22 protein-coding genes and 1 pseudogene are annotated in these 22,716 nt (G+C 61.2%); 20 read left to right on the forward strand and 3 right to left on the reverse strand.

Features of this window, described 5'->3' with window-relative positions; all coding sequences use genetic code 11:
* Positions 1 to 65: 65 nt before the first annotated feature.
* The 4 genes from panB (at position 66) to AC0L3O_RS22300 (ending at position 3,360) form a co-directional block, all read left to right on the forward strand.
* Positions 66 to 902, forward strand: coding sequence for a 3-methyl-2-oxobutanoate hydroxymethyltransferase (gene panB, locus AC0L3O_RS22285; protein WP_473616609.1), 837 nt, complete (start codon positions 66 to 68; stop codon positions 900 to 902).
* The gene (gene panC, locus AC0L3O_RS22290) at positions 899 to 1,798 is read left to right on the forward strand and encodes a pantoate--beta-alanine ligase (RefSeq protein WP_473616610.1); all 900 of its coding nucleotides are present in this window, start codon (positions 899 to 901) and stop codon (positions 1,796 to 1,798) included. The genes panB and panC overlap by 4 nt, the downstream gene beginning before the upstream one ends.
* Before the next feature lie 112 nt (positions 1,799 to 1,910).
* Positions 1,911 to 2,636 carry a LuxR family transcriptional regulator gene (locus AC0L3O_RS22295; RefSeq protein ID WP_473616611.1) on the forward strand — a complete coding sequence of 242 codons (726 nt, stop codon included), beginning with the start codon at positions 1,911 to 1,913 and terminating at the stop codon, positions 2,634 to 2,636.
* 94 nt (positions 2,637 to 2,730) lie between these two features.
* On the forward strand, positions 2,731 to 3,360 hold the full coding sequence (locus AC0L3O_RS22300; protein WP_473616613.1) for an acyl-homoserine-lactone synthase: 630 nt from the start codon (positions 2,731 to 2,733) through the stop codon (positions 3,358 to 3,360).
* Between the two features lie 693 nt (positions 3,361 to 4,053).
* Here the strand turns inward: AC0L3O_RS22300 and AC0L3O_RS22305 are convergent.
* Both AC0L3O_RS22305 and AC0L3O_RS22310 read right to left on the reverse strand, forming a co-directional pair.
* Positions 4,054 to 4,236, reverse strand: coding sequence for a hypothetical protein (locus AC0L3O_RS22305; RefSeq protein ID WP_473616646.1), 183 nt, complete (start codon positions 4,234 to 4,236; stop codon positions 4,054 to 4,056).
* Between the two features lie 179 nt (positions 4,237 to 4,415).
* A complete protein-coding gene (locus AC0L3O_RS22310) occupies positions 4,416 to 4,805 on the reverse strand; it encodes a hypothetical protein (protein WP_473616644.1) in 390 nt (129 codons plus the stop codon).
* A 415-nt stretch (positions 4,806 to 5,220) separates the two neighbouring features.
* On the opposite strand from AC0L3O_RS22310, the gene queC reads away from it, so the two are divergent.
* From queC to rlxS, 15 genes and pseudogenes are all read left to right on the forward strand, one after another.
* Positions 5,221 to 5,919 (forward strand): 7-cyano-7-deazaguanine synthase QueC, encoded by a 699-nt coding sequence (gene queC, locus AC0L3O_RS22315; protein WP_473616614.1) that lies wholly within the window; start codon positions 5,221 to 5,223, stop codon positions 5,917 to 5,919.
* Positions 5,919 to 6,275, forward strand: coding sequence for a 6-carboxytetrahydropterin synthase QueD (gene queD, locus AC0L3O_RS22320; RefSeq protein WP_065010611.1), 357 nt, complete (start codon positions 5,919 to 5,921; stop codon positions 6,273 to 6,275). Before queC ends, queD begins: the two co-directional genes overlap by 1 nt.
* Positions 6,272 to 7,006: a 7-carboxy-7-deazaguanine synthase QueE gene (queE, locus tag AC0L3O_RS22325; protein ID WP_065010612.1), complete on the forward strand. Its 735-nt coding sequence runs from the start codon at positions 6,272 to 6,274 to the stop codon at positions 7,004 to 7,006. Before queD ends, queE begins: the two co-directional genes overlap by 4 nt.
* Positions 7,007 to 7,753: 747 nt before the next feature.
* On the forward strand, positions 7,754 to 9,013 hold the full coding sequence (locus AC0L3O_RS22330) for a glycosyltransferase family 9 protein (RefSeq protein ID WP_473616616.1): 1,260 nt from the start codon (positions 7,754 to 7,756) through the stop codon (positions 9,011 to 9,013).
* A 422-nt stretch (positions 9,014 to 9,435) separates the two neighbouring features.
* Positions 9,436 to 10,407: pseudogene (locus AC0L3O_RS22335) on the forward strand (cation:dicarboxylate symporter family transporter); the annotation flags it as partial.
* Between the two features lie 314 nt (positions 10,408 to 10,721).
* Entirely contained in the window at positions 10,722 to 11,438 is a 717-nt protein-coding gene (locus AC0L3O_RS22340; protein WP_473616617.1) for a DsbA family protein, read from the forward strand.
* A gap of 402 nt (positions 11,439 to 11,840) precedes the next feature.
* The gene (locus AC0L3O_RS22345; RefSeq protein WP_473616618.1) at positions 11,841 to 12,827 is read left to right on the forward strand and encodes an ArdC family protein; all 987 of its coding nucleotides are present in this window, start codon (positions 11,841 to 11,843) and stop codon (positions 12,825 to 12,827) included.
* A gap of 144 nt (positions 12,828 to 12,971) precedes the next feature.
* On the forward strand, positions 12,972 to 13,364 hold the full coding sequence (locus tag AC0L3O_RS22350; protein ID WP_473512871.1) for a DUF2958 domain-containing protein: 393 nt from the start codon (positions 12,972 to 12,974) through the stop codon (positions 13,362 to 13,364).
* 77 nt (positions 13,365 to 13,441) lie between these two features.
* Positions 13,442 to 13,663 (forward strand): ParB N-terminal domain-containing protein, encoded by a 222-nt coding sequence (locus tag AC0L3O_RS22355; protein ID WP_473616620.1) that lies wholly within the window; start codon positions 13,442 to 13,444, stop codon positions 13,661 to 13,663.
* Positions 13,664 to 13,921: 258 nt separating this feature from the next.
* Complete coding sequence (locus AC0L3O_RS22360; RefSeq protein WP_473616621.1) at positions 13,922 to 14,311, forward strand: hypothetical protein; 390 nt, start codon at positions 13,922 to 13,924, stop codon at positions 14,309 to 14,311.
* Positions 14,312 to 15,014: 703 nt separating this feature from the next.
* Positions 15,015 to 15,338, forward strand: coding sequence for a DUF736 domain-containing protein (locus AC0L3O_RS22365; RefSeq protein WP_473616622.1), 324 nt, complete (start codon positions 15,015 to 15,017; stop codon positions 15,336 to 15,338).
* Positions 15,339 to 15,514: 176 nt separating this feature from the next.
* Positions 15,515 to 15,784 carry a helix-turn-helix transcriptional regulator gene (locus AC0L3O_RS22370; RefSeq protein WP_473479475.1) on the forward strand — a complete coding sequence of 90 codons (270 nt, stop codon included), beginning with the start codon at positions 15,515 to 15,517 and terminating at the stop codon, positions 15,782 to 15,784.
* Positions 15,781 to 16,329, forward strand: a complete 549-nt coding sequence (gene traF / locus AC0L3O_RS22375) for a conjugative transfer signal peptidase TraF (protein ID WP_473616623.1) — start codon at positions 15,781 to 15,783, stop codon at positions 16,327 to 16,329. The genes AC0L3O_RS22370 and traF overlap by 4 nt, the downstream gene beginning before the upstream one ends.
* Positions 16,317 to 17,003, forward strand: coding sequence for a lytic transglycosylase domain-containing protein (locus tag AC0L3O_RS22380; protein ID WP_473616625.1), 687 nt, complete (start codon positions 16,317 to 16,319; stop codon positions 17,001 to 17,003). The genes traF and AC0L3O_RS22380 overlap by 13 nt, the downstream gene beginning before the upstream one ends.
* Positions 17,004 to 17,212: 209 nt before the next feature.
* Positions 17,213 to 19,183, forward strand: a complete 1,971-nt coding sequence (gene rlxS, locus AC0L3O_RS22385; RefSeq protein ID WP_473534997.1) for a relaxase/mobilization nuclease RlxS — start codon at positions 17,213 to 17,215, stop codon at positions 19,181 to 19,183.
* Between the two features lie 914 nt (positions 19,184 to 20,097).
* On the opposite strand, the gene AC0L3O_RS22390 is transcribed toward rlxS, so the two are convergent.
* Complete coding sequence (locus tag AC0L3O_RS22390; protein ID WP_473479490.1) at positions 20,098 to 20,319, reverse strand: hypothetical protein; 222 nt, start codon at positions 20,317 to 20,319, stop codon at positions 20,098 to 20,100.
* Positions 20,320 to 20,645: 326 nt separating this feature from the next.
* Here AC0L3O_RS22390 and glmS point away from each other — a divergent pair, with 326 nt between their 5' ends.
* Entirely contained in the window at positions 20,646 to 22,469 is a 1,824-nt protein-coding gene (gene glmS / locus AC0L3O_RS22395; protein WP_473616626.1) for a glutamine--fructose-6-phosphate transaminase (isomerizing), read from the forward strand.
* The last annotated feature ends 247 nt before the right edge of the window (positions 22,470 to 22,716 follow it).

Below are 22,716 nucleotides of genomic sequence, written 5' to 3' on the forward strand. Positions count from 1 at the left end.
ACTTGCACAAAAATGTGCCAAACGCGACACCCGCGGCGGGTAACGCAAGGGAAGGAGGGATTGGGTTGAGCGCAGCTGGTGATCGAAAGGGAATTGCACCGCCGGATGTTCGGATGCGGAAAGGCCAGACTCCACTCGTCTGCCTGACGGCATACACCACGCCGATCGCCAGGTTGGCCGATCGACACTGCGACATCGTTCTCGTCGGCGACAGCGTCGGCATGGTCCTGCACGGCCTCTCGTCGACGCTGGGCGTCACTCTCGACATGATGATCATGCACGGCCGGGCGGTGCGCCGCGGTCTGGTGCGAGCATTGATGGTCGTAGACCTGCCATTCGGTTCCTATGAAGAAAACCCCGAGCAGGCCTTCCGCAACGCTGCGCGCCTGATGGCGGAGACCGGTTGTGCAGCGGTGAAGCTCGAGGGGGGCCAGACCATGGCCGAGACGATCCGCTTCCTCGCCGCGCGCGGCGTGCCTGTCATGGCCCATGTCGGCTTGACGCCGCAGGCGGTCAATACTCTCGGCGGCTACCGCGTCCAGGGGCGGGGAGACGATGCCGAGCGCATCAGGCGCGACGCCGGTGCGGTCACGGAGGCCGGCGCTTTCTCTGTGGTGCTGGAGAAAGTGCCCGAGCCGCTTGCACGGCGCATCACTGCGGAGATCGCCGTCCCCACGATTGGCATCGGTGCCTCGCTCGCCTGCGACGGCCAGATTCTGGTCAGCGACGATATGCTCGGGCTTTTCAGCTCTTTCCGGCCGAAATTCGTCAAGCGCTACGCCGAACTAGGCGACCAGGCCGATGCGGCGATAGCGGCTTACGCCGCCGACGTGAGGGAACGGCGCTTTCCGGCGGCCGAACATCTCTACGCCAACGAGACGGAGGCCGGAGGCGTCACATGAGCGTGCCGATCGTTCGAACCGTTGCCGAGCTCCGCGCTGTTGCCGCGGGATGGCGTCGCTCAGGCACCCGTATCGCCGTTGTGCCGACCATGGGAGCCTTGCACGAAGGCCATCTGAGCCTGGTGCGTGCCGCGCTTCAGAAGGCCGAGCGGGTAGTCGTGACGCTGTTCGTCAATCCCAAGCAGTTCAACAGTGCCGCCGACCTTGCCGCCTATCCCCGGACGGAAAACGAAGATGCTGCCAAGCTCGTGCCGACAGGCGCACATCTGCTCTATGTGCCGGATGCAGACGAGATGTATCCAGCGGGCTTCGCCACGGCCGTTTCGGTGTCCACTCTCAGCGAGGGCCTGTGCGGCGCCTTCCGGCCCGGCCATTTCGATGGCGTGGCGACGGTCGTGGCCAAGCTCTTCCTGCAGACCGGCGCTGACTTCGCCTTCTTTGGCGAAAAAGATTTCCAGCAGCTTCAGCTTGTCAGGCGCTTGGTCCGGGACCTTGACCTCCCGATCACCGTGCTCGCATGTCCGACAGTCCGCGAAGCCGATGGTCTTGCCCTATCGTCGCGCAATAGCCGGCTCTCGCCAGCAGAACGCGCCATTGCCCCAAAGCTGGCTTCGGTCTTGCTCGACACGGCTGAGCGGCTTGCGCGTGGCTCTCCTGTCCTGCCCACGCTTGATGAAGCGCGTGCAACAATTCTGGCGACAGGCTTTCGCGAGGTCGAGTACCTGGAACTTCGCGGCGAAACAGACCTGCAGCCGCTAGCAAGGCTTGACCGACCAGCACGCTTGCTTATCGCGGCTTGGCTCGGCGACACACGGCTCATCGATAACGTCTCAACATCCCCGGTTGGTATGCGGCCAGGTGCGCGGCGTTCGCTTCACGGGGAAGCAACAAAGTAATGCCGGCGATGCTGGCGACCAAATCGTCCGCGTCGCATCGATGCGGGGTCATTTAGACCCAGGTTTCCGTCTGGCGTCGAGCAACATTCGAGGAGGTGGCGCAAAGGGGCTAATGTATCGCGTATTCGAAAACTTCGTCGAGCAACTCTCTGCAAGCGTCGATGCGGCCGACCTCCATGAGGCGATTGCGTCCGCCGCAGCCGGCTTCGACTTTCCGCTCTTCGCCTATTTCAGTTACCCGTCGGTCTCCGGCCAGACGCCGCGATTGATTTCAAATTATCCTTCATCCTGGACATCGCACTATCTGCAACTGCGCTACCACAGCCATGATCCGGTGATCCTGCGCGGGCTGCAAGGCTGGGATACTTTTGATTGGGGCGTGGATCGACCCCGCCAGTGTCTGCCGGCCTCGCAGCAAGAGATCCTGGAAAAAGCAGCTTACTTTGGCATTCGCGGCGGATTGACCATGTCCATGCATGACCACCGCGGCCGGTTTGCGGCGCTGACCTTTGCTTCCGACCAGTCCCGCCCGCCTCTCTTGCGGTCACTCACTCGCTACGAAAAAGCATTGCAGCTGGTCGCAATCAACTTTCATATACATGCCCGGCGCCAGCTCGCCGAAGAGTGCGTGGTGGATGGCATAACGCTGACCCCGCGGGAGTTCGAATCCCTGAAATGGGCGGCGCGCGGTAAGTCCGCCTGGGATATCAGCCAGATTCTCGGCGTCTCGAAACGCACCGTGACCTTCCATCTGGAAAACGCCAAGGCAAAGCTTGGCGTGCGAACGATCAACCAGGGCATAGCACGGCTGACTGCTTCCCGTCAGTGGAGATCCTGACGCCTTTTGTTGGAAAGCTGTAAAGGTCTACAGGCTGCATAAATGTCGGCTTTGCTCTTCGATAGCGGGAACACATCCTGCACGGAGGCGACAGATGATGCAGCTGATAACACCTGAGCTCTATGGCGAGTTTCCAAACGAGCTCAATGAAATGCACGGGCTCAGGCATCGGGTCTTCAAGGAAAGGCTGGATTGGGAAGTTCAGACCGAAAACGAGATGGAAACAGACGCATTTGACAGCCTGAACCCAGTCTATCTGCTTCTCAAGGGATCTGACTGGCGAATTTGCGGTTGCGTCCGTCTTTTACCGACTACCGGACCGACAATGTTGCGCGACACCTTTCCGATGCTGCTGGGTGAGACTGCGGCGCCCGCGAGTGCCCGCATTTGGGAGAGCAGTCGTTTCGCACTCGATCTCCCTCCATCAGCGCCTAAGTCTGGCGGACTGGCGCAAGCAACGTACGAGCTCTTCGCCGGCATGATCGAATTCGGCTTGGCGAACAATCTCACTCGGATTGTGACAGTGACCGATACGCGCATGGAACGGATCCTGCGTCTCGCAACGTGGCCGTTGTCGCGCATCGGACAGCCGAAGCCGGTTGGTAACACGGAGGCGGTCGCCGGTTTTCTCGAGATTTCCCACGCTAGCCTCAAGCGCATCCGCTGGAGGGGACGTCTGAACGGACCTGTATTATGGCAACCGGTTCTCGGCCTGTCTGCGTAGCGCTTAACGATGCTCAGCCTGACCAATGCTCCCGCCCGCGTGCGCTACGTACGGTTGATATGCTGGCTGGACCGCGTAGTGCGAAGCTTACGACTATTCCGGTCGATTCCCCCGCACGACCTGGGCCCGGGAAGTTTTTAGGTGCAATCCGCAGTTCCAGCGTTGCCACGCCAAATGGCGCGCCCCGCCGCAGACACCCGAGTTTTTGCGCCGTAAAAGCCCGGATTCTTTACGCCGCAAAAAAGCAGCAACTCCGGAACAGCCAAGGCCTGCACCGCTGGACGATTGCTCCTCTCAGCGGTGCCTTCTAGCACCAAAAAAGCCCCGGCGCTGGGTCGATGCGCCGGGGCTTTGGGCACGTACGAGCTACACCAACATGTCCGCTTCTGAACGTGCGCTAATAAAGTGAATGAATGGTGAATCGCGCAATAGCTCGGCGAACCGGGTTCGTATTCATGCTCCCACATAAGAAGTGTTGCTGGCATGGATCTACGCTGCCGTAGGCCTAAGAGCCAAAGGCTGGGGTGAAGCCCGCAGGATCGGTGAATCGCATGATCAGTTTGCCACCTGATTGTAAAGCACCAGCGGTAGTGTGCTGAGTTCTGCAAAATGGCGGGGCATTAGCGGTGACGTTGGCGTGTCCGTCGCGCAACCCCCGTGTTTAGCGGAGCGGCGGACATGGCGGGCCGCGTCTCAGGCGGCCAATGCCCTCAGGTTCTCCTTCTTGTGCTCGCGCAGATGATCCATGTTCAGGTAGCGGGTCGCCTCAAGCCAGTTCTCATGGATCTCCACTGATTCGCGCTTTTCCTGCTCAATTAACTGCAGAGGCGCGGCGTAACCGCCAAGCAGGCGCACCGGCGGAATATTTTCGCGCAATCCTGTAACGTGAAGGAGAAGGTAACTAAGGAGCGCGGCTCCTGCACGTGAGGTATATCCGAACGTGTGCAGCAGATCGTCGCGCTCTCCCCGAACACATCCGCGCGTCACGGAGCCTCGGTGGCCGGTCGCTCGGACGCTCAGGCGGACCAAAAATCCACAGATGCATTCCGGTCATGCTAGCTGCCACGCATATGACCGGCATTTCGCAAAGCGCCTACGAAGAGACCGGCATGGACGGTGACATCGATCTTGGCCTGCATTGACAGGGGCATGCTGGCCCAGTTCTCCAATGGCGAAATGAAATGTGAGAAAGTGCCATTGACCATGCAAGAGCGGGTAACAAGGCCTTGTCTGTCCAACGCGACCACGCCCGTCTGGTCGGCTCGATATCGGATGGCTGCGATCCGCTGGACCTCCGAGTCACCATCGACCCGCACGTCGAAAACCAGGACACCGTGGCTCCTCGTGGCTATCTCTGCGGCTTTTTGGTTGAAGCTTAGGGAGAGTGAGCGGACGCTTTCGACCGCCATCTGGAGAATCGCCAAATCCAGTTCATCCAACGCCATGTAGGCTATTGCGCGCAATATAGGGGTGATTGCAACGACGGATTCGTGTTCCAGATCGAACTGATCCTGAAGCGGGGCGCGCGCTCTGTCCTTGAACTTGGGCTTCTGCACTCCCGCCGTTAACGAACTCCGTACCTTCCTCGTTACTTCGCCAATTCGCGTGTGGCCTATGCAAGCATCCGTAACGCAGATTTGGATAGGTCAGCTTCTTTCCCAGCAATGCCTCGAGTCGCTTCGATTTGTCCTTCTGAGCATATGCTTGGGTTTGGACATGAAAGGGCCCGCTGGCGCCCGGTGCGCCTCGGCACGTCAGCGATCAGACTCCACCGGGTTCACAAAGTTGACTAGCTGGGGTAGGGGGACCGCAGAGAAATCTCCGGTCGCAGCCTTACCCGGTCAAAACAAGGATACCACGATGAAGACTCTCGTCATCTGCTCCGGCGGATTGGACTCCGTTTCCCTTGCTCACAGCGTGGCAGCGGAGCACGAGCTCGCCGGCCTCCTGTCTTTCGATTACGGCCAACGGCACAGGAAAGAATTGGGCTTCGCCGCTCTCTGCGCGGAGCGACTGAACACTATGCACCAGATCATCAACATCCCCGAAATCGGCCGCGGCCTTTCCGGCTCAGCGCTCACCGATAATTTCGACGTGCCGGACGGCCACTACGCCGAAGACACGATGAAGATCACGGTAGTGCCGAACCGGAACGCCATCATGTTGGCAATTGCCTTTGGTCTCGCCACCGCGCACAAGGCCGAAGCGGTGGCGATGGCCGTCCATGGTGGGGACCATTTCATCTATCCAGATTGCCGTCCGGCCTTCATCGAAGCTTTCCAGATGATGCAAGACCGCGCGCTGGAAGGCTACGCAGAGATTCGCCTTTACACGCCTTACGTCAACCTCACAAAGGGCGACATCGTCCGGGATGGAGCAAGACGCGGAACGCCATTTGCGGAGACCTGGTCGTGTTACAAGGGCGGCGAGCGTCACTGCGGACGGTGCGGGACATGCGTGGAGCGGCGCGAGGCATTTCATCTCGCGGGGCACGCTGATCCTACCGACTACGAAGACCCTGTCTTCTGGCTCGAGGCGCTGCGGAGGAGGAGCGCCTGATGTTCCGCATCACCAAGGAATTCCACTTCTCGGCCTCGCACCAGCTCACCTCTTTGCCGCCGGATCATCAGTGCGCGCGCCTGCACGGGCATAACTACATCGTCGAAGTGGAACTTTCGGCGAAGGACCTGGACGCGCACGGCTTCGTGCGCGACTATCACGATCTGGCGCCGCTCAAACGCTATATCGACGAGAGCCTCGACCATCGGCACCTCAATGAGGTGCTGGGACATGAGCAAGTCACGGCGGAATACTTGGCCAGACATTTCTATGAATGGTGCAAGGCACGTCTGCCGGAAACCGCGGCCGTACGGGTGAGCGAAACCCCGAAAACCTGGGCGGAATACCGGCCGTGACGGACACGCGTCCCGCAATCCGTGTGAGCGAGATATTTGGGCCCACGATCCAGGGCGAGGGAGTGCTCATCGGGTTGCCTACAGTCTTCATCAGAACCGGCGGGTGTGACTACCGGTGCTCCTGGTGCGACAGCCTGCATGCGGTGGACAGTCAATTCCGCCACGAATGGGAGATGATGCCAATCGATGCGGTGTGGCAAAGCGTCGTTGGGCTTTCCGGTGGCCGGCCAGTGATGGTCTCGCTGTCAGGCGGCAATCCGGCCATTCAGCCCTTCGGTGGGCTGATCGAGCGAGGCCGTGGTGAAGGTTACCGTTTTGCGCTGGAAACCCAAGGTTCGGTGGTCAGCGACTGGTTTGCGGATCTTGATGTGCTGGTTCTCAGCCCAAAGCCGCCGTCAAGCGAAATGAGGACCGATTGGGCTGCATTCGAGGCGTGCATAGAAGCGGCGCAGCAGAAGCCGCAAATCGTGCTCAAGCTCGTTGTTTTCGACGAGAGTGACTACGCCTATGCCAAAGACGCCGCCGCGCGATTTCCGCGCCTTCCGGTCTATCTGCAACCCGGCAATCACACGCCACCGCGCCCTGGCAATGAAGACGCACCTGTCGACCTGGACGGAATAATAAAACGCATGGAGTGGCTTGTGGAAAAGGTGACACACGACAGGTGGTTCGAAGCACGCGTGTTGCCGCAGTTGCACGTTATGCTCTGGGGAAACAGGAGAGGCGTCTAGTCGCGCCCTGTGCGGGAATGCGCCCGCGGATTTTCGGTTCGACGGGTTGGCCGCCATTTGGCGGCGCTGCCGGGTGCTTCCGGAGGTGCTCGATGCCGAGATGGTGCTGGGCGCTTCGAAAGTGAGCGCGCACCGGAGCGGCTAGGCTACCGCTCCGCTGTATTGTGGCCGCAAACTTTGGCAGCCATCTATCCATGGCGTGGATGGGCTCCATCGAAACAAACGATTTTCTCAACCTTCCGGAATCTCGCATTGACGTCAGCACCGGCACCCATCGACCATCCGCTGCCTCTGTCGCGTGAAAAGGGGCCCGAAAGGGGAAAATCTTTGCATGACCTCAGACGTGCGCTGGAAATTGTCCTGGGAATGAGTTGCAGCAGGCCGACGATTTCGAATTGTCCGACCTCGATTTCTTAGCGGAGTCTTTCCCCTCTCAGAACCGTTGAACGACCGGCGTCACCCAGGCCTAACTCATTCAGGCCAGTCCGCACCTGCCTCTTCCCGCAAAGAAATTCGACAGCCCATCTTTCCGCTCGTCGTTGCCGTCGCTGGTCGGCAAAGCTTCCGGACTGACCGGGGCTGACGCCGGAACTCCTCTTTCGGTTCGCAGACGCGAACACTGCAAATCACCAGTCGTTTCAGAGTCGTTTGCCGCGTTAATTTGTTAACGCGGATCAGATTGGAAGAATCCAACCTACACACACATAACTTGGCTAGCAATGTTGTACGTATAACCTCGGAATGGCAATGGGATACTTTACAAAGCGCGACGCCAATCAAATTATATACCGCAGTTGGGAAGAGTCGGAACAGCCAAGCGCCAAGATGAGAATTTTGGCGCTTAAGCTTGATCGTGTCGGGGACTTTTGGATGTCTCTAGCGCCCCTGATGGACCTGCGTCAGCGCTTTGCCGATGCCCACATTACGCTGGTGGTCGGAAGCTGGAACATCGACACTGCAAAACAGTTCGACCTCGCCGACGATTACGTTGCTTTTGACTTCTTTCCTCGCAACCCGAAGGTCGATACCCGCAAGAAAGCGGCCGACATACGGCCGCTGCTGACCGGCGAGTTTGATCTCGCCATTGATATGCGTGTCCCGGATGAGACAAGGCCCATTTTGCTCGAAGTCCCCGCCAGGCATCGTGCGGCGATAGTTGATCCTTACGGAATGCATCAGATCGATATTGCGATAGCGCCATTCGATCTGAAATTGCGCAGAACCATCTTCTACAAGCTGGCCCAAAAAATAGGGATCGCCGACAAATTCCCTCGCACATGGCTTGATTGGTTCGTTGACCGTAAGCAGGTACGTCTCCAGCATGTGTCGGAAATCCTCCTGTTTCTGGTCGCAAAGGCAGCGGCCTGTTTCGACGCAGAAAGTGAAGCGGGCCGCCGACAGAGTTCGGCAGAAGGCAAGTCCCCGATCGTCGTGGCTCCGTTCTCGAATTCCAGCCTGCGCGATTGGCCGATTGAAAATTTTGGCAAACTTGTCGCTGCTCTTTCTGCCCGCGGTGAGGTGGTTCTCGTCGGCCGTGGCGAAAGCCGGGAAGCGCTTGAGGAGGTCGCGATGACAGCTCGCGACCGTGGAGCCGCGGAGATTCGAACGGCTGTCGACTTGTCAGAATTGGAATTCAATCATCTCATGAATTCGGCCGCGCTCGTGGTGTCGAACAATTCAGGCACTGGGCATGTCGCTGCCCAGCTTGGCCGCCCTACTGTCGGCATTTTCACCGCGTCACATCTACCGGAAATTTGGGGTTTCCGTGGTCCACTGGTCAGCATGCTTATGAGCGTTATTGAATGTCGGGGATGTGGTCTGGACAAAGTGCGGCGCTGTCCGGTCAAAGTCCGCTGCAAGTTCGACATCACGCCCGATCTGGTGATTGCCGAGGTAGACGCCTTGATGAATTATTGTAAGGGGCGGGACAAACTTATTGTGGCTCGCGGGCGGTGCGGCCAGAACGACGATCGCGCGCGAAGAGGCAGCTCAGGGCCCATGCCGTAACCCGGCCGGTCGATTACTCCATCTGTGGAGCGCCAGACTATACGGATCGCGATAGCGATCCCCTGTCGACGGCGGTGTTTGATATCCGACAAGCTCAGCCGACTGCGCGATGGCTTCGACATAGCCATAGCCAGGTGTCGACCATCTAGATCCCGATCGCAGCCACCAAGGCAAACAGGTTGCCTCGACGACCTTTCGGCCGCTGCCAGGCCGCATGTCCGCCGACGGTCTGCCCTTGTTTTTAGGAGGGCACGCGCCTGCGGCGAATGCGGCACTGCGTGAAAGGTCCTGCGCGTTATCGCGCCGCCGCTGCTTGGCACGGCGCTTGCGCCCGAGATGGCAGCAGCGTTCGACCGGAGCGCCGCCAGTGAGAGGCCTTGAAGCGAGGAAGAGCCCGCCCCGATCCGGCAGGGAGAGAAACGGTGTTAGCTCCACAAGTCCACAGCGCGAACGCAGGGCCTCGTAAGCCCCATATTGCGCGGCTTTACGTTCAGGTGCTTGCTGCCGTCGCCCTTGGCGTCGCTGTTGGCTTTTTCTATCCGGGGAGCGGAGAGGCTCTGAAGCCGCTCGGCGATGCTTTCATCAAGCTCGTGAAGATCATCATCGCGCCTGTCATCTTCCTGACAATTGCAACCGGCATCGGCGGCATGAACGATCTCAAGAAGGTCGGCCGGGTCGCCGGCAAGGCAATGATCTATTTCCTCACCTTCTCGAGCCTCGCATTGATTGTCGGTCTCATTGTCGCAAATGTCGTTCAGCCAGGTGCCGGCCTCAACATCGATCCAGCCTCGCTCGATGCTCAGGCCGTGAAGGGCTATGCGGCGAAGATCCACGAGCAGTTCGTGACCGGCTTGCTGATGCCGTCAATCGTTGGTGCCTTCGCCGAAGGCGACATCATACAGGTCCTGTTCTTCTCGGTGCTGTTCGGCATCGCTCTGGCGATGGTCGGCGACACGGGCAAGCCTGTGCTTTCTTTGCTTCAGGCCCTCCTCGCGCCGGTGTTCAAGCTGGTCGGCATTCTGATGAGGGCCGCGCCCGTCGAAGGGGCGAGCGCCAGGCGTTTGGTCGTGGGCCTCGGCATCCCGGCCGCATATTCATTCAATCTGCACGGCACCAATATCCACCTGACGCTGGTCCCCCTCTTCCTCGCCCAGGCGACGAACACGGATATGTCGATCGGCGGTCGGATCCTGCTGCTGTTCGTCGCCTTGCTCTCTTCGAAGGGAACAACTCGCATTACCGGTGCGGGCCTCCTCACGTTGGCCGCGGCGCTCTTTGTCGTTCCGACCGCCCCAGCTGTCGGCGTGACGCTTATTCTTCGCGTCGACCACTTTGTGTCGGAGTGCCGTGTGCTGACCATTTTTCTCGGCAACGCAGTGGGAAGGTTCGTGTTGCCCGAAGCAGGGCGAGCCGGATGATGGACGATTGGCAAAGGCTCTCGCGAGCGGGTCCTTCGGCGCTCGGGCGTTGAAGGGCAGATCGCCCGGCGTGATGACCGGTGGTCTCGGCTGGCAACTCGCGAACGCCGCTCAGCTATTGCAGTCAGCCATTGGAGCGAAGCCGTGGCGGCGGCATCGACATTGTGAGCCTCCCCCGCGACTGCCGATACTGCGGGAAGTGCCGGGCAAGCGATCCAAAGCGACGACCAACTTTCACGCCAAAAGGCCAGCCGTTGCTGCCCCGTTAACGGCTGATTGGAGCCCGACCCATGTCAAAGCAAAACGCCGTCCTTGTCGCCGTAATCGGTTTTTTAGTCCTCGCCCTGTCCGTGCTGGGAACGCTAAGGCGACAGCCAGATAGGTTGACGACCTGCAACGGCTCGGAGATGAACGCCTTGCTCGCGGCGGACTTGAGGATACTCATTCCGCAGCATCGCGACGCACTCCTCAACGACCTCGCCTCGCCAGTCGCCGGCAATCCGCAGGGCGACGTCCCCCTGGTCTCATTCCTCGACTACAATTGCCCGCTGTGCAAGGAAATGGACCTCATTCTCCAGCAAGCCCTCAAGCATGATCCCAATCTGAGGATTGTGCGTAAACAGCTCCCGGTCCTCGGACCTGCTTCTGAATTCGCCGCGCGTGCGGCGCTCGCCTCCCACAAACAGGGAAACTATGAGGCGTTCAATCGCGCCCTTTTTGCTTTTCCTGGCTTGGTGAACCAAAGAACCACCCTAGTCATTGCGGCACGTGTCGGCCTCGATGTTGAGCAGCTCAAGCGGGATATGGAAGGCCCGGCCATCACCGAAGCCATCGCACGCGATCGCGCGCTCGCGAACGAGCTGTACATCACCGGGACGCCGGCGTTGGTGGTCGGCGACGAAGTGATAGCCGGGGTGGTAGAGACGGCCGGGCTGCGAAGCTGCATCGCCGATGTGCGCGCAAACGCCAAGGTTCAGTCTTCCACAGCTGCAAAATGGGCATTTTGACCGCATCAACTGCTCTCGGGACCAGAGTCCTGAGCGCCCGCGCGCCTGAAGGCGCGCGCCGGGTGCTCGTGCACCGAGCCCGCTTTTCTTCGACAGGCTCAGGCGGTCTCGGCCATCCGGCTTCGCCCCCTGACGCCGGCAGCCTGCCGGCTGCTGACGGTCGCCGGCCAGCTGGCCGGCGTCGATTTTTGTGGTGGCCTTCCCCGGTGGCACGGGGTGGGCGGCACTCCCTTCTAGGCCCGCCGCGGCGGCCCGCAACCCTTCGCTTGGCGCTCCGGGTCCTCCTCTTCGTTCCGGTCCTACGGATGCGCTCCGCCTTTGACGTCGGGCCTTTCCGGTCGCTTTCGCCGCCCACCCCGCTTCCGGGGAAAGGCGCGGGATTGAAGAGCGGAGGACCAAAAGATGCGTGCAAAACACAAGCGTTCCGCCAGCGGAGAGGCTGGCGCAGGCAGGGGCGGGCGCACGGGCGCCAGCCTCTATCAGGAGATCACAGACCGTATCGTTGCCGAACTGGAGCGCGGCACCGTGCCATGGGTCAAGCCCTGGGGCAGGGCAAAGGCAGCCCTTGGCCTGCCCAGGAATGCAGCCACCCAGCGGCGCTATTCCGGCATCAATATCCTGATCCTGTGGGGCGCCGTCACCGAGCGCTCATACCCCAGCCAGAACTGGCTCACGTTCCGGCAGGCGCTTGCCCTTGGCGGCAATGTCAGGAAGGGCGAACACGGCACCACCATCGTGCATGCCGATCGCTTTGTCCCAAAGGACGAGAAGGAACGCGCGAAGGCCGATGGCGATGAGCCGCAGGCCGTGCCTTTTTTGAAGCGCTTCACCGTCTTCAATGTCGCGCAGTGCGATAACCTGCCCGAACATCTCTATGCCGCCGCCGAACCGCTGCCCGCGCGCCAGATCGTCCCGCAAGCCGAGGCGCTCATTCATGCAAGTGGTGCTGATTTTCGCATTGGCGGCGATCGCGCTTTCTACATGCCGGGCAGCGACTTTATTCAGGTGCCGCCGCAGCCCGCCTTCTTTCACCAGATCGACTATTACCGCACCTGCTTTCATGAACTTGGCCACTGGACCGGCCACCCGACGCGGCTTGCGCGTGACCTCTCCGGCTCGTTCGGTTCCAAGGCCTATGCGCGCGAGGAACTGGTCGCCGAAATCGCAGCGGCTTTCGTCTGCAGCAGTCTCGGCATTGAGCCGACGGTGCGCCACGCCGACTATATCGGCTCATGGCTGAAGGTGCTGCGCGAGGACAATCGCGCCATCTTCCGCGCCGCCAGCCACGCCTCGAAAGCCGCCGATTTTCTGCTCGGCCTTAAGACCGACGTCGAAGGTGAGGCGCGTGCCGAGATCAAAAGTGAGGCGAATGCCGAGATCGCCGCGTGAGCACGCTCCATCGCCATGCGCGACCGCCTTGCGCTTCTGAGGGCGCGCCGATGCGCGCCCGCGCGCGGCGCACCAGCCGCTCGTATCCGCCTGTTTCAAAAAGCCGCACTCAATAAGCCCGAACCGTCTTGAAGGAATTCCGCAATGATCCTGATCACCGATGAACTGCGCGCCCGGCTCCTCGCCAACGGCGCTGCCGACACCGAAACCGACCACGCACCGGTCGTGAAACTGTTCGATCCGGCCGGTCCTGCGATCTGGCTCCTGACCGAACTCGATGTGGACGGCGACACGCTGTTCGGCCTTTGCGACCTCGGCTTCGGCTTCCCTGAACTCGGCAGCGTCAGCCTTGCCGAACTCGAATCCATCAAGGGTCCGCTCGGACTGGGCATCGAGCGCGACCTTTATTTCATAGCGCGTTGTCCGCTGTCCGTTTATGCGGAGGCCGCGCGCAGCGCCGGCCAGATCACCGAAGCCGAGCGGCTTCTGAGGCAGGCAGCGGAAGCACTTGCCAAATCCCATTCCGAGCGCCGCTAGGCGCAAACCCGTCTCCGCCGCATCGGCCTTCGGTCTCCCCGGCGGGGACAATCGCACCCCAAATGAAGGAGAAAGACATGAAGCTTGCCCATATTCCACTCGACCGACTGAATATTTCCGCCCTCAACATGCGCCAAGGAAAACGCGCGCCCGACCTGTCCGACATTCTGCCGTCCGTCCGCGCGCGCGGCGTCCTCGTGCCGCTTCTGGTGCGGCCCAACGGCTCGCCGGAAAGCTTCGAGATCGTCGCCGGACGGCGCGCTATTTCGCCTCGAATCGCTCGCCGACGGGCGAGGTAAAGCCAATCCCTTGCCCTGCGCCATCATGGAGGCTGGCGAGGACGCCGATGCCCTCGAGGCCTCGTTGATCGAGAACGTCGCCCGCCTCGACTCCGACGAAGTGTCGCAATGGGAGACGTTCTCACGGCTGATCAGAGGCGTGCGCTTGGGGCTGCTCGACCATCCGAGCGCAGCACTTCGCCTGATGGTGGCGCATGCGATAGCCGGTTCCGGCCTGTGGCAGGTTCGCCGCGAACGTAGCGCGCTTGCAGCGAGATCGTGGCCGCAAGCCTCGCCGGAAGCAGGGCGGAAGCCGCGTTCGCCGAAAAACGGCGCGAGGTCTTGGCGCTGCTCGGGCAACCGGATAAGGATGGCACAATCGCTGGCGGCAATGGCGACGACCTCGGCACGGCAAGCATCTTCGCGCGGCTCCTGGCGCTCCGCGACCATCATGTCGTGCGCGTTCTCAGCATCGTCATGGACGAGACACTTGAAGCCGGCAGCGCCGTCATCGAGGCGCTCGGCAAGCATCTAACGTCGACATCGGCGCTTGTTAGCAACCGGACGACGCCTTCTTCGACCTGTTGCGCGACAAGGAAATTGCCAATTCCATGCTTGCCGAAGTCGGCGGCAAACATGTCGCGGACGGCAATGTCGCCGAAAAGGTGAAGACGCAAAAGAAGATCATCCGCGACTTTCTTTCGGGCGATAACGCCGCAGACAAGTCGAGACCTGGCTGCCGTGCTGGATGAAATTCCCGGTCGAAAGCTACACTGATCGAGGCGGCTTCCGCACCGCCGATCAATGGGCACGGGTCAGGTCGCTGTTCGCCTGCGAATAGCCTGTCACGGCCGGCCGCGGCTTCTCGGCAGCAGCCCTTCGGCACTGTACCCCGGTCGCAGTGGCTGCATGTTCGAGCTTCCATTGCCCCGCATCGCGCACCAAAATCCAGGCCGGCAAACTCCTGATCCCTGGATCGGTCCGGCCGCCCGATGCCTGATCTGCGCCCAACCTGCGGTCACGATCTCGATCGGCGTGGGCACCTGATCAGCCGCAGGCCTTGTAAATTCCCGCCCCTCCTGCCTGGCTGTAGCGACCGCGTTTCCCACGATCTCCTGCTCTCTTCAAGGACCATTCCCCTGCGGCTGGCTTGTGACCTATGGGCGGATCCGGCCGCCCGAAACCCTCGCCGATCAGCTTTTTTCCCCGCCGCCTGCGGCGGCTTCCTCGCGCCGCTTCGCTTCAAAAAAGCTGCCCGCTCGGGTCCTCCGCTATCGCTTCGGCCCTGTCGGGTTCAGGCGGTCCGGACGCGCCCATTACGGTCCGCCATCGCAGGGGATGGTCCCCGGCGACAGCAAAAGGAGACTTCGAAATGACCGCGATCGGTTACGTCAACAAGCAGGAAAACGGCGGCTACAAGGGCCAGCTCAAGACGCTCGGCGTCCGCGCCGACATCGACATCGTCCCCAACCAGGCCAAGAGCGCCGACAACCATCCCGACTTCCGGGTGCTGACGCAAGGGGTCGAAGTTGGCGCCGGCTGGATCCGCACCGGCGAAACCTCCGGCAAGGACTATGTGAGCCTGTCGATTGCGGCGCCGGAGTTCGGACCGCGCAAGCTCTACGCCAATCTCGGCCGCGCCGCCGGCCAGGACGATGACGACACCTACGCTATCATCTGGAACCCGGCCGACTGATCGGCCGACCCGAGCCTCGCGCCCCAGCCGGCGCGGGGCTCATTCCCAGGCGCTCCAGCCAAACCCGCCCGCCCGAAAAGGCGGCGAAAACTCTCCCCGGACTCTTCGCCCGTCCCGGAGGCGATCTCGCTCGCCCATCCTCGCCATCGCTTGTCCGAAGCGAAACGAGGATCACCATGGACGACGAAAACGAACGCGCGGCCCGCGCCAAAAAGGGCAGTCCCTTTCTCAGCACAGCCCAAGCAGCCTTCTATATCGGGCTCTCCCAGCGCACCCTGGAAAAGATGCGGCTCACGGGCGGCGGCCCGAAATTCCGCAAGCACGGCCGCTATGTCCGCTACCACATCGACGAACTCGACGGATGGTCGAAAGGACACCCGCAGTACGCCGGTAACGAGGGTGGTGAGGCCGGTTCCGGCCAAGCCGGCCAGGGAGGCCGAGCATGAGCCGGCGCCCTTCCATCCGTCTGATCGGCAGCCGCCTGCGGCGCCTCCAGGCACGCAAAACCATCGCCGCTGCCGTGATTGGACTGACCCTGATCGGCTTCACCGGCACCGTCAAACCAAGGCCCTGGCTGGTCTGGAACGCCTCGGCCAGCGCGCCCGTCGGCCTCTATCGCCTCGGGCTTGCAGCACCGGCTCGGGGCGATCTGGCGCTCGTCCGCCCGCCAGAATCGCTCGCCGAACTCGCCGCCCAACGCGGCTATCTGCCCCGCAACGTGCCGCTGGTAAAACGTCTTGCCGCGCTGCCGGGCGACGAAGTCTGCACCTTCAATGAAGCGGTCATCATCGACGGCGAGATCGTTGCGCGACGGCTGGCGAAGGATACCAGAGGCCGCCCGCTGCCACGGTGGAACGGGTGCCGGACACTCGCCGACAACGAAATCTTCCTGCTCGGCAGCGACGATATTAGGTCATTCGACAGCCGCTATTTCGGGCCGGTGCCGCGTGCAAATGTCGTCGGGAGGCTCGTGCCGCTATGGACCGAGTGACCCTCCTGATGTTCGGCACGATCGCCTTCGCGCCATGCGCCTGTTCCGCCTCGACCGGCGCTGAGCCGGTCGCCATCTCCCAAAATCCGCAGCTTCAAAGGTGGCAGGAGTTCACAGACGAAGCAAGCAGACGCTTCCGTATTCCTCAGGCCTGGATTTACGCCGTCATGCATGCCGAAAGCGGCGGCAAGACCACGCTCGACGGCCTCCCAATTACCTCACGCGCGGGCGCAATGGGCCTCATGCAGGTGATGCCGGAAACGTATGAGGACATGCGTGCCAGATACGGTCTGGGAGCCGATCCGCACGATCCGCGTGACAATATTCTCGCCGGAACCGCCTATCTCAGCGCCATGTTTGACCGCTTCGGATTCCCCGGCCTGTTTGCCGCCTATAACGCAGGACCCGAGCGCTACGAAGAGCATTTGAAGCGTGGGAAGCCGCTGCCCAAGGAGACAGCTGCCTATCTTAAACAGCTCAGGGGGAAGGGGATTTCGGCGGACGACATTGATCAATTCGAAGGGGACTCCAAGGCGCCAAACAGCCAAAACGCTCCCTCCGGCCGCTCGCTCTTCTTCCTTCGTAACGGCGTTCGCGCCGGCGAAGCGAAAGGCGATCTCTTTGTGCCGCTGCGCGTCAATCGCGCTCGGACGAACGAGCAGAATGGCGGGTGACTCGGTGAGCGGGGCGGTTTTGCGGGACGGGAAAGGGCTGGTGCGGAAGCCGGAAAGCGGAAGGGCGGCGTAAGGCAAGATAAAGGCATTGCCTCCAGGAGGCGGCGAAGTCTTTGTCTGCACATCGTTTTTCCTGGAGGCTGCTGGCAGAGCCGGGAGTGTGGAACACGCAAGTATCTGACACTGCTTGAGATTTCTGGGAGGCCACGATGCAGGATGACGAATTCAGGCCGAAGCTCGGCAGAATAGGCTCGCGCGGCTCGAAGGCAGGCAAACGCTTCGCCAGCCAGGTCCAGGCGGCGATCAACAGAGCCGGCGGCCGACCCCAGCGCGGCGGCCGCTTTAACGGCAGCCGGGCAGGGCGCGGCGGAGCGTGCGCCGCGCTGCTGAAATCACGCGACAGGTATGCTGCCTTCCGGCAGCGGCGGGTGGTGGTCAAGGCGCGCGTCGTCAAGCTGGCCGGCAAAGGCCAGGGTGGGGCGCGTGCGCATCTGCGCTACATCCAACGCGACGGCGTTACCCGGGAAGGCGCGCCTGGCGAGCTCTACGGCGCCGACAGTGATCGCGTCGACAGCAAGGCCTTCCTTGATCGTGCCGATGGCGATCGGCATCAATTCCGCTTCATCGTCGCACCCGAAGACGGCATCCAGTATGACGACCTGAAGCCACTCACGCGCCGGCTCATGGCGCAGATGGAGGAGGATCTCGGCACGAAGCTCGACTGGGTTGCCGTCGATCATTTCAACACCGGCCACCCGCACACCCATATCATCGTCCGTGGCAAGGACGACCGCGGCGAGAACCTCGTCATTGCGCGGGAATATATCTCAAGCGGAATCCGCGAACGGACCGCCGAGCTGGTCAGCCTCGATCTCGGTCCACGAACCGATCGCGAGATCGAGCACCGCCTGCGCCAGGAAATGGAGCAGGAGCGCTTCACCAGCATCGACCGGCAGCTGCTCAGCATGCGCGACAGCGATGGACTGGTTTCTCCGGTCGGCCGCGACGCCTTTCGACAGACCCTGCACCAGGGCCGCCTGCGCAAACTCGGACGGATGGGTCTGGCCGAGGAGATCAGCTCCGGCCGCTGGCGCCTCGACGATGAGCTCGAAGCGACACTGCAGCGCATCGGCGAGCGCGGTGACATAATCAAGACGATGCACCGAGACATTGCGGGTAGAGGACTATCCCGAAGTGCAGCCGACTGTGTGATCCACGATCAATCCGGGCAGCTCGCGCAACCTTTCGTTGGCCGCCTTGTGGCGCGCGGGCTTGCCGACGAGATCAACGACCGCCACTACCTCATTGTGGATGGGGTGGACGGGAAAAGCCACTACATCGATGTCGGCAAAGGCGAGGCCACCGAACCGACGCCCGACGGCTGCATCGTCCGTGTCACGCCGAGAAACACCGGGCCGAGGCAGGTTGACCGCACCGTCGCCGAGATCGCTGCCGTCCACGGCGGGCGCTACAATGTTGATATCCACCTGAAGCATGATCCGTCTGCCAGCGAACGCTTCGCCGAAACCCATGTGCGTCGTCTGGAAGCCATTCGCCGCGAAACCGGCACTGTCAGGCGCGAAGCCGACGGCACATGGATTATCGCGCCGAACCATCTCGACCAAGTCGCCGACTACGAGCGCAAGCGAGCCATGGCTGTGCCTGTTGTCGTCGACAAGCTCTCATCAATGCCGCTTGATCAGCAAATCGGGTTCGACGGTGCCACCTGGATCGACCGGGAAATGGTTTCCGATTCACCGGAGGCCCTGCGCAACTCCGGCTTTGGCCGTGACGTGCGGGAGGCGCAAGCCCGCAGGCGGCAATGGCTGATTGCTCAGGGTCTCGCGCATGAAGAGCAGGACCGCACCGTCTATCGCGCCAACATGATTTCGATCCTCCGCCAGCGTGAACTGAACCGTGTTGCCGGTCAGCTCTCGGAAGAGCTCGGTCTGTCCTATGCTGAAGTGCGACCCGGAGACCGGGTACAAGGCACTCTCCGCCGCTCAGTTGAGCTCGCCAGCGGCAAATACGCCCTTATCGAGAAATCGCGCGAGTTTGTGCTCGTCCCGTGGCGGCCGGTGCTCGAGCGGCATGTCGGCAAAGAGATTTCTGGCATAGTGCAGCGAGACGGTATCTCCTGGAACATCGGTCGGCAAAGGAGTGGGCCTAGCGTTTCATAACTTGTGTGGCAGCCATGCGTGAGTGCGGTGTGCCTTGGATGGCCCGGCAAGAGTTCGACCAAGGCGCTCCGAGAGCGTGAGTGCCACCAGCTCTGGTAGGTCTATCGAACCAACGACAGCGCGCCCAGTGGCCAATTGCGATCCCATTCTAACCAAGATGCTCGGGCTCGCGCCAGATCGCCGTTAAGCTTGCCGGAGCTCGCGCAAACGTCGAGGACATTTACTGAACCAGCTCGACAAAAAACAAGGGATCGAGCTCCTCCCGGCTGCTGTCGCACATAAAAACGAACTGCTGCTGCGCATGTCTCCGGCCGACCCGCAATGCTCAGCCCACACCTTCACCGCAGCTATCTGCCATTGAGAACCCAACTCGAAACCGCAAACGCCCCTATAGAGGCTGTCTACTGAGATGGGGATCGGCCCGGTGGTGGCGAAACTCCGGCCGGAGCTCGACGCCGAAGTTGTCGTAGTCCGGTTTTTGTAGCACATCAGCTGTCCGCTTTGGGTTGACGGCGAAGCCCGGATGAAAGCGGATGAACACCCGGGGCCGCTTGCTGGTTCAGTTGACTGCCGCGGCAGGCTCCTGCGCATGTGCTTGTCGCTGCCCTTGCGTCGTTTCCGGTGAAGCGCCGACCTCGTGTCGAGACGCAGTCAAGGTTGGCCGCCGCGCTGCCGCGGGCGCTGCGACGCTTCCAGGCCACGCCTTGAGGGGCGTTGAGCAGCCGGCCGGGATGTAAGCGTGCCGATGGAAGTCAGGGTCGTTGCCACGCGCTGTTTGGCATTGTCCAGAACTGATGAGTTTGGCGCAAGTTCCAGACGGCCGACAGTGCGCGTGAGCAAACATGCAGGAGTTTGCCAAGGCGGCCAGCAAGGCAGTCGAACAGGCAAAGGGAAGGTCTGGGTGACTGCATCCCTCAGCGGAGATGACGAGTAGCCCGCCGCTTCGATCTGATGAGTTCAAGCAGCTCAGCCTCATCCGCGTCAGCCTCTTCTTCCAACGCGACTAAAATATCCAGGGCGAGGTTGTCGGCCTCCAACGATGAGCGGGCGATATGCTCGTCACTGCATATCTGGTCGAATACCCGTTGGCATAGATCGAGATCGGCAGGGTATAGACCGGCCCGTTTGAACGGCATTTTGAAAACCCCTAAGCATTGTAGCAATCAATGGATCTAAGGGCCGTTAACTGGGCGAGTCAACAGCATGTAAAAAGCGGACATTGCGATGATCGTTACGCCTCAGCCGACTACGGACACTCGTCCCAACTGGCGGTTGGTGGACGCAAGCCGGCACCGCGCGTACCGTTTCTCACTGGTCAACACGTCCTCTTCTATCCACTGGCTGGATGGCAGCCATCCCAACAATCGATTTTACCTGTTTTACCGAATTCTACTAGGAGGCTCAGTGCCGGGCGGTGCCCTTCGGGTCGGCTGAGGCTACCGGGAAGAATTCGGAGACGATCATGTGCGGGATTGTTGGCATCGTTGGGCATCAGCCGGTGTCTGATCGGTTGGTCGACGCTTTGAAGCGTCTCGAATATCGAGGATATGACTCAGCCGGCGTTGCCACCATCACCGAGGGCTCGTTGCACTGCCGGCGCGCCAAGGGCAAGCTCATCAATCTCGAGACGAGGTTGAAGGAAGAGCCGCTGAGTGGCACCATCGGCATCGCACACACGCGCTGGGCAACGCATGGGGCACCGACTGAGCGCAACGCGCACCCGCACTTTACGGACGGTGTCGCCGTCGTTCACAACGGCATTATCGAGAATTTCGCCGAGTTGAAGGACGAACTGGTGGCGGCGGGCGCCGAGTTCCAGACCGACACAGACACCGAGGTCGTCGTGCATCTCTTGGCAAGACACCGCCGGGAGGGCATGGGGCGGGGTGAAGCAATGCACGCCATGCTGAAGCGCGTCAGGGGCGCCTACGCGCTTGCCATTCTCTTCGAGGATGATCCGTCGACCATCATGGCGGCGCGCAATGGACCACCGCTGGCGATCGGTCACGGCGACGGCGAGATGTTCCTGGGCTCCGACGCCATGGCGCTAGCTCCCTTCACAAATGCAATCACATATCTCGTCGACGGCGACTGGGCCGTCATCGGCAAGGCAGGCGCGGATATCTTCGATTTCGATGGCCATCCCGTCGAGCGTCCGCGCCAGACTTCCACGGCCGGGGCATTCCTGGCCAATAAGGGCAACCGTCGCCACTTCATGGAGAAGGAAATTTACGAGCAGCCCGAGGTCATCGCCCGTGCGCTCGATCATTACATCAACTTCGAAGGGAATCGCGTCGATGCGGTTTCGAGCATAGATTTCGCCAGCATCCCGAGTCTGGCGATCTCGGCTTGCGGCACCGCCTATCTGGCCGGACTGATCGCAAAATACTGGTTTGAGCGCTATGCGCGCCTGCCGGTCGAAATCGACGTTGCGTCCGAATTCCGCTACCGGGAGATCCCGTTGCCGCCGGAATCGGCGGCTCTTTTCATTTCGCAATCCGGCGAAACCGCCGATACGCTCGCCTCCCTGAGGTACTGCAAGGGGCGTGGGCTGAGAACCGGCGCTGTCGTCAATTCCCGCGAATCGACCATCGCTCGGGAGGCCGACGCGATCTTCCCGATCCTTGCCGGCCCGGAGATCGGCGTCGCCTCCACCAAGGCTTTCACGTGCCAGCTTGCGGTTCTGGCCACACTCGCCATCGGCGCTGCCAAGGACCGTGGAACGTTAACTGAATATGAGGTGAAGGCGCTCGTCCGGAGCCTTGCCGAAATGCCGGGCGTCATGGGCCGGGTACTGAACAGCATCCAGCCAGATATCGAGCTCCTGTCGCGCGAACTGTCAAAGTGTCATGGTGTCCTGTATATTGGCCGCGGCACCAGTTTCCCACTGGCGATGGAAGGTGCGCTGAAGCTCAAGGAGATTTCCTACATCCATGCTGAGGGCTATGCGGCTGGCGAATTGAAGCATGGTCCGATCGCATTGATAGACGAGAACATGCCAGTGATCGTCATCGCGCCACATGATCGCTTTTTCAACAAGACCGTCTCCAATATGGAGGAAGCGGCCGCCCGTGGAGGGCGGATTATCCTCATCACCGATGAAAATGGGGCCGCTGCGTCGAAACTCGACACGATGCATACGATCGTGCTGCCGGCCGTCGACGAGATTATCGCACCTATGATTTTCTCGCTGCCGATACAGCTTCTTGCCTATCATACGGCGGTCTCCATGGGAAAAGATGTCGACCAGCCGCGCAATCTCGCAAAATCGGTCACCGTCGAATGATTGTGACGCGCTCATAGGTGGCATGCGTCCATCGGAAATACACTTCCAAGCGTCACCGGCATTTGGATGTCGACGAGACGCAGATCAGGTCTGCGGCCAAGTGGACATATTTGCTCCACCGAAAGGTTCCAGTCTGAGCGATCCTGCCCATTCCCTCATCGCACCTGGTCGTGCGTAGTGCGCATTTCAGTTCACATCGCGCCGCGCGATGCTTGGCCCCGCATGTCCAGAACTGCGGAGCAAGCCA

Source organism: Mesorhizobium sp. WSM4810, assembly GCF_055811235.1.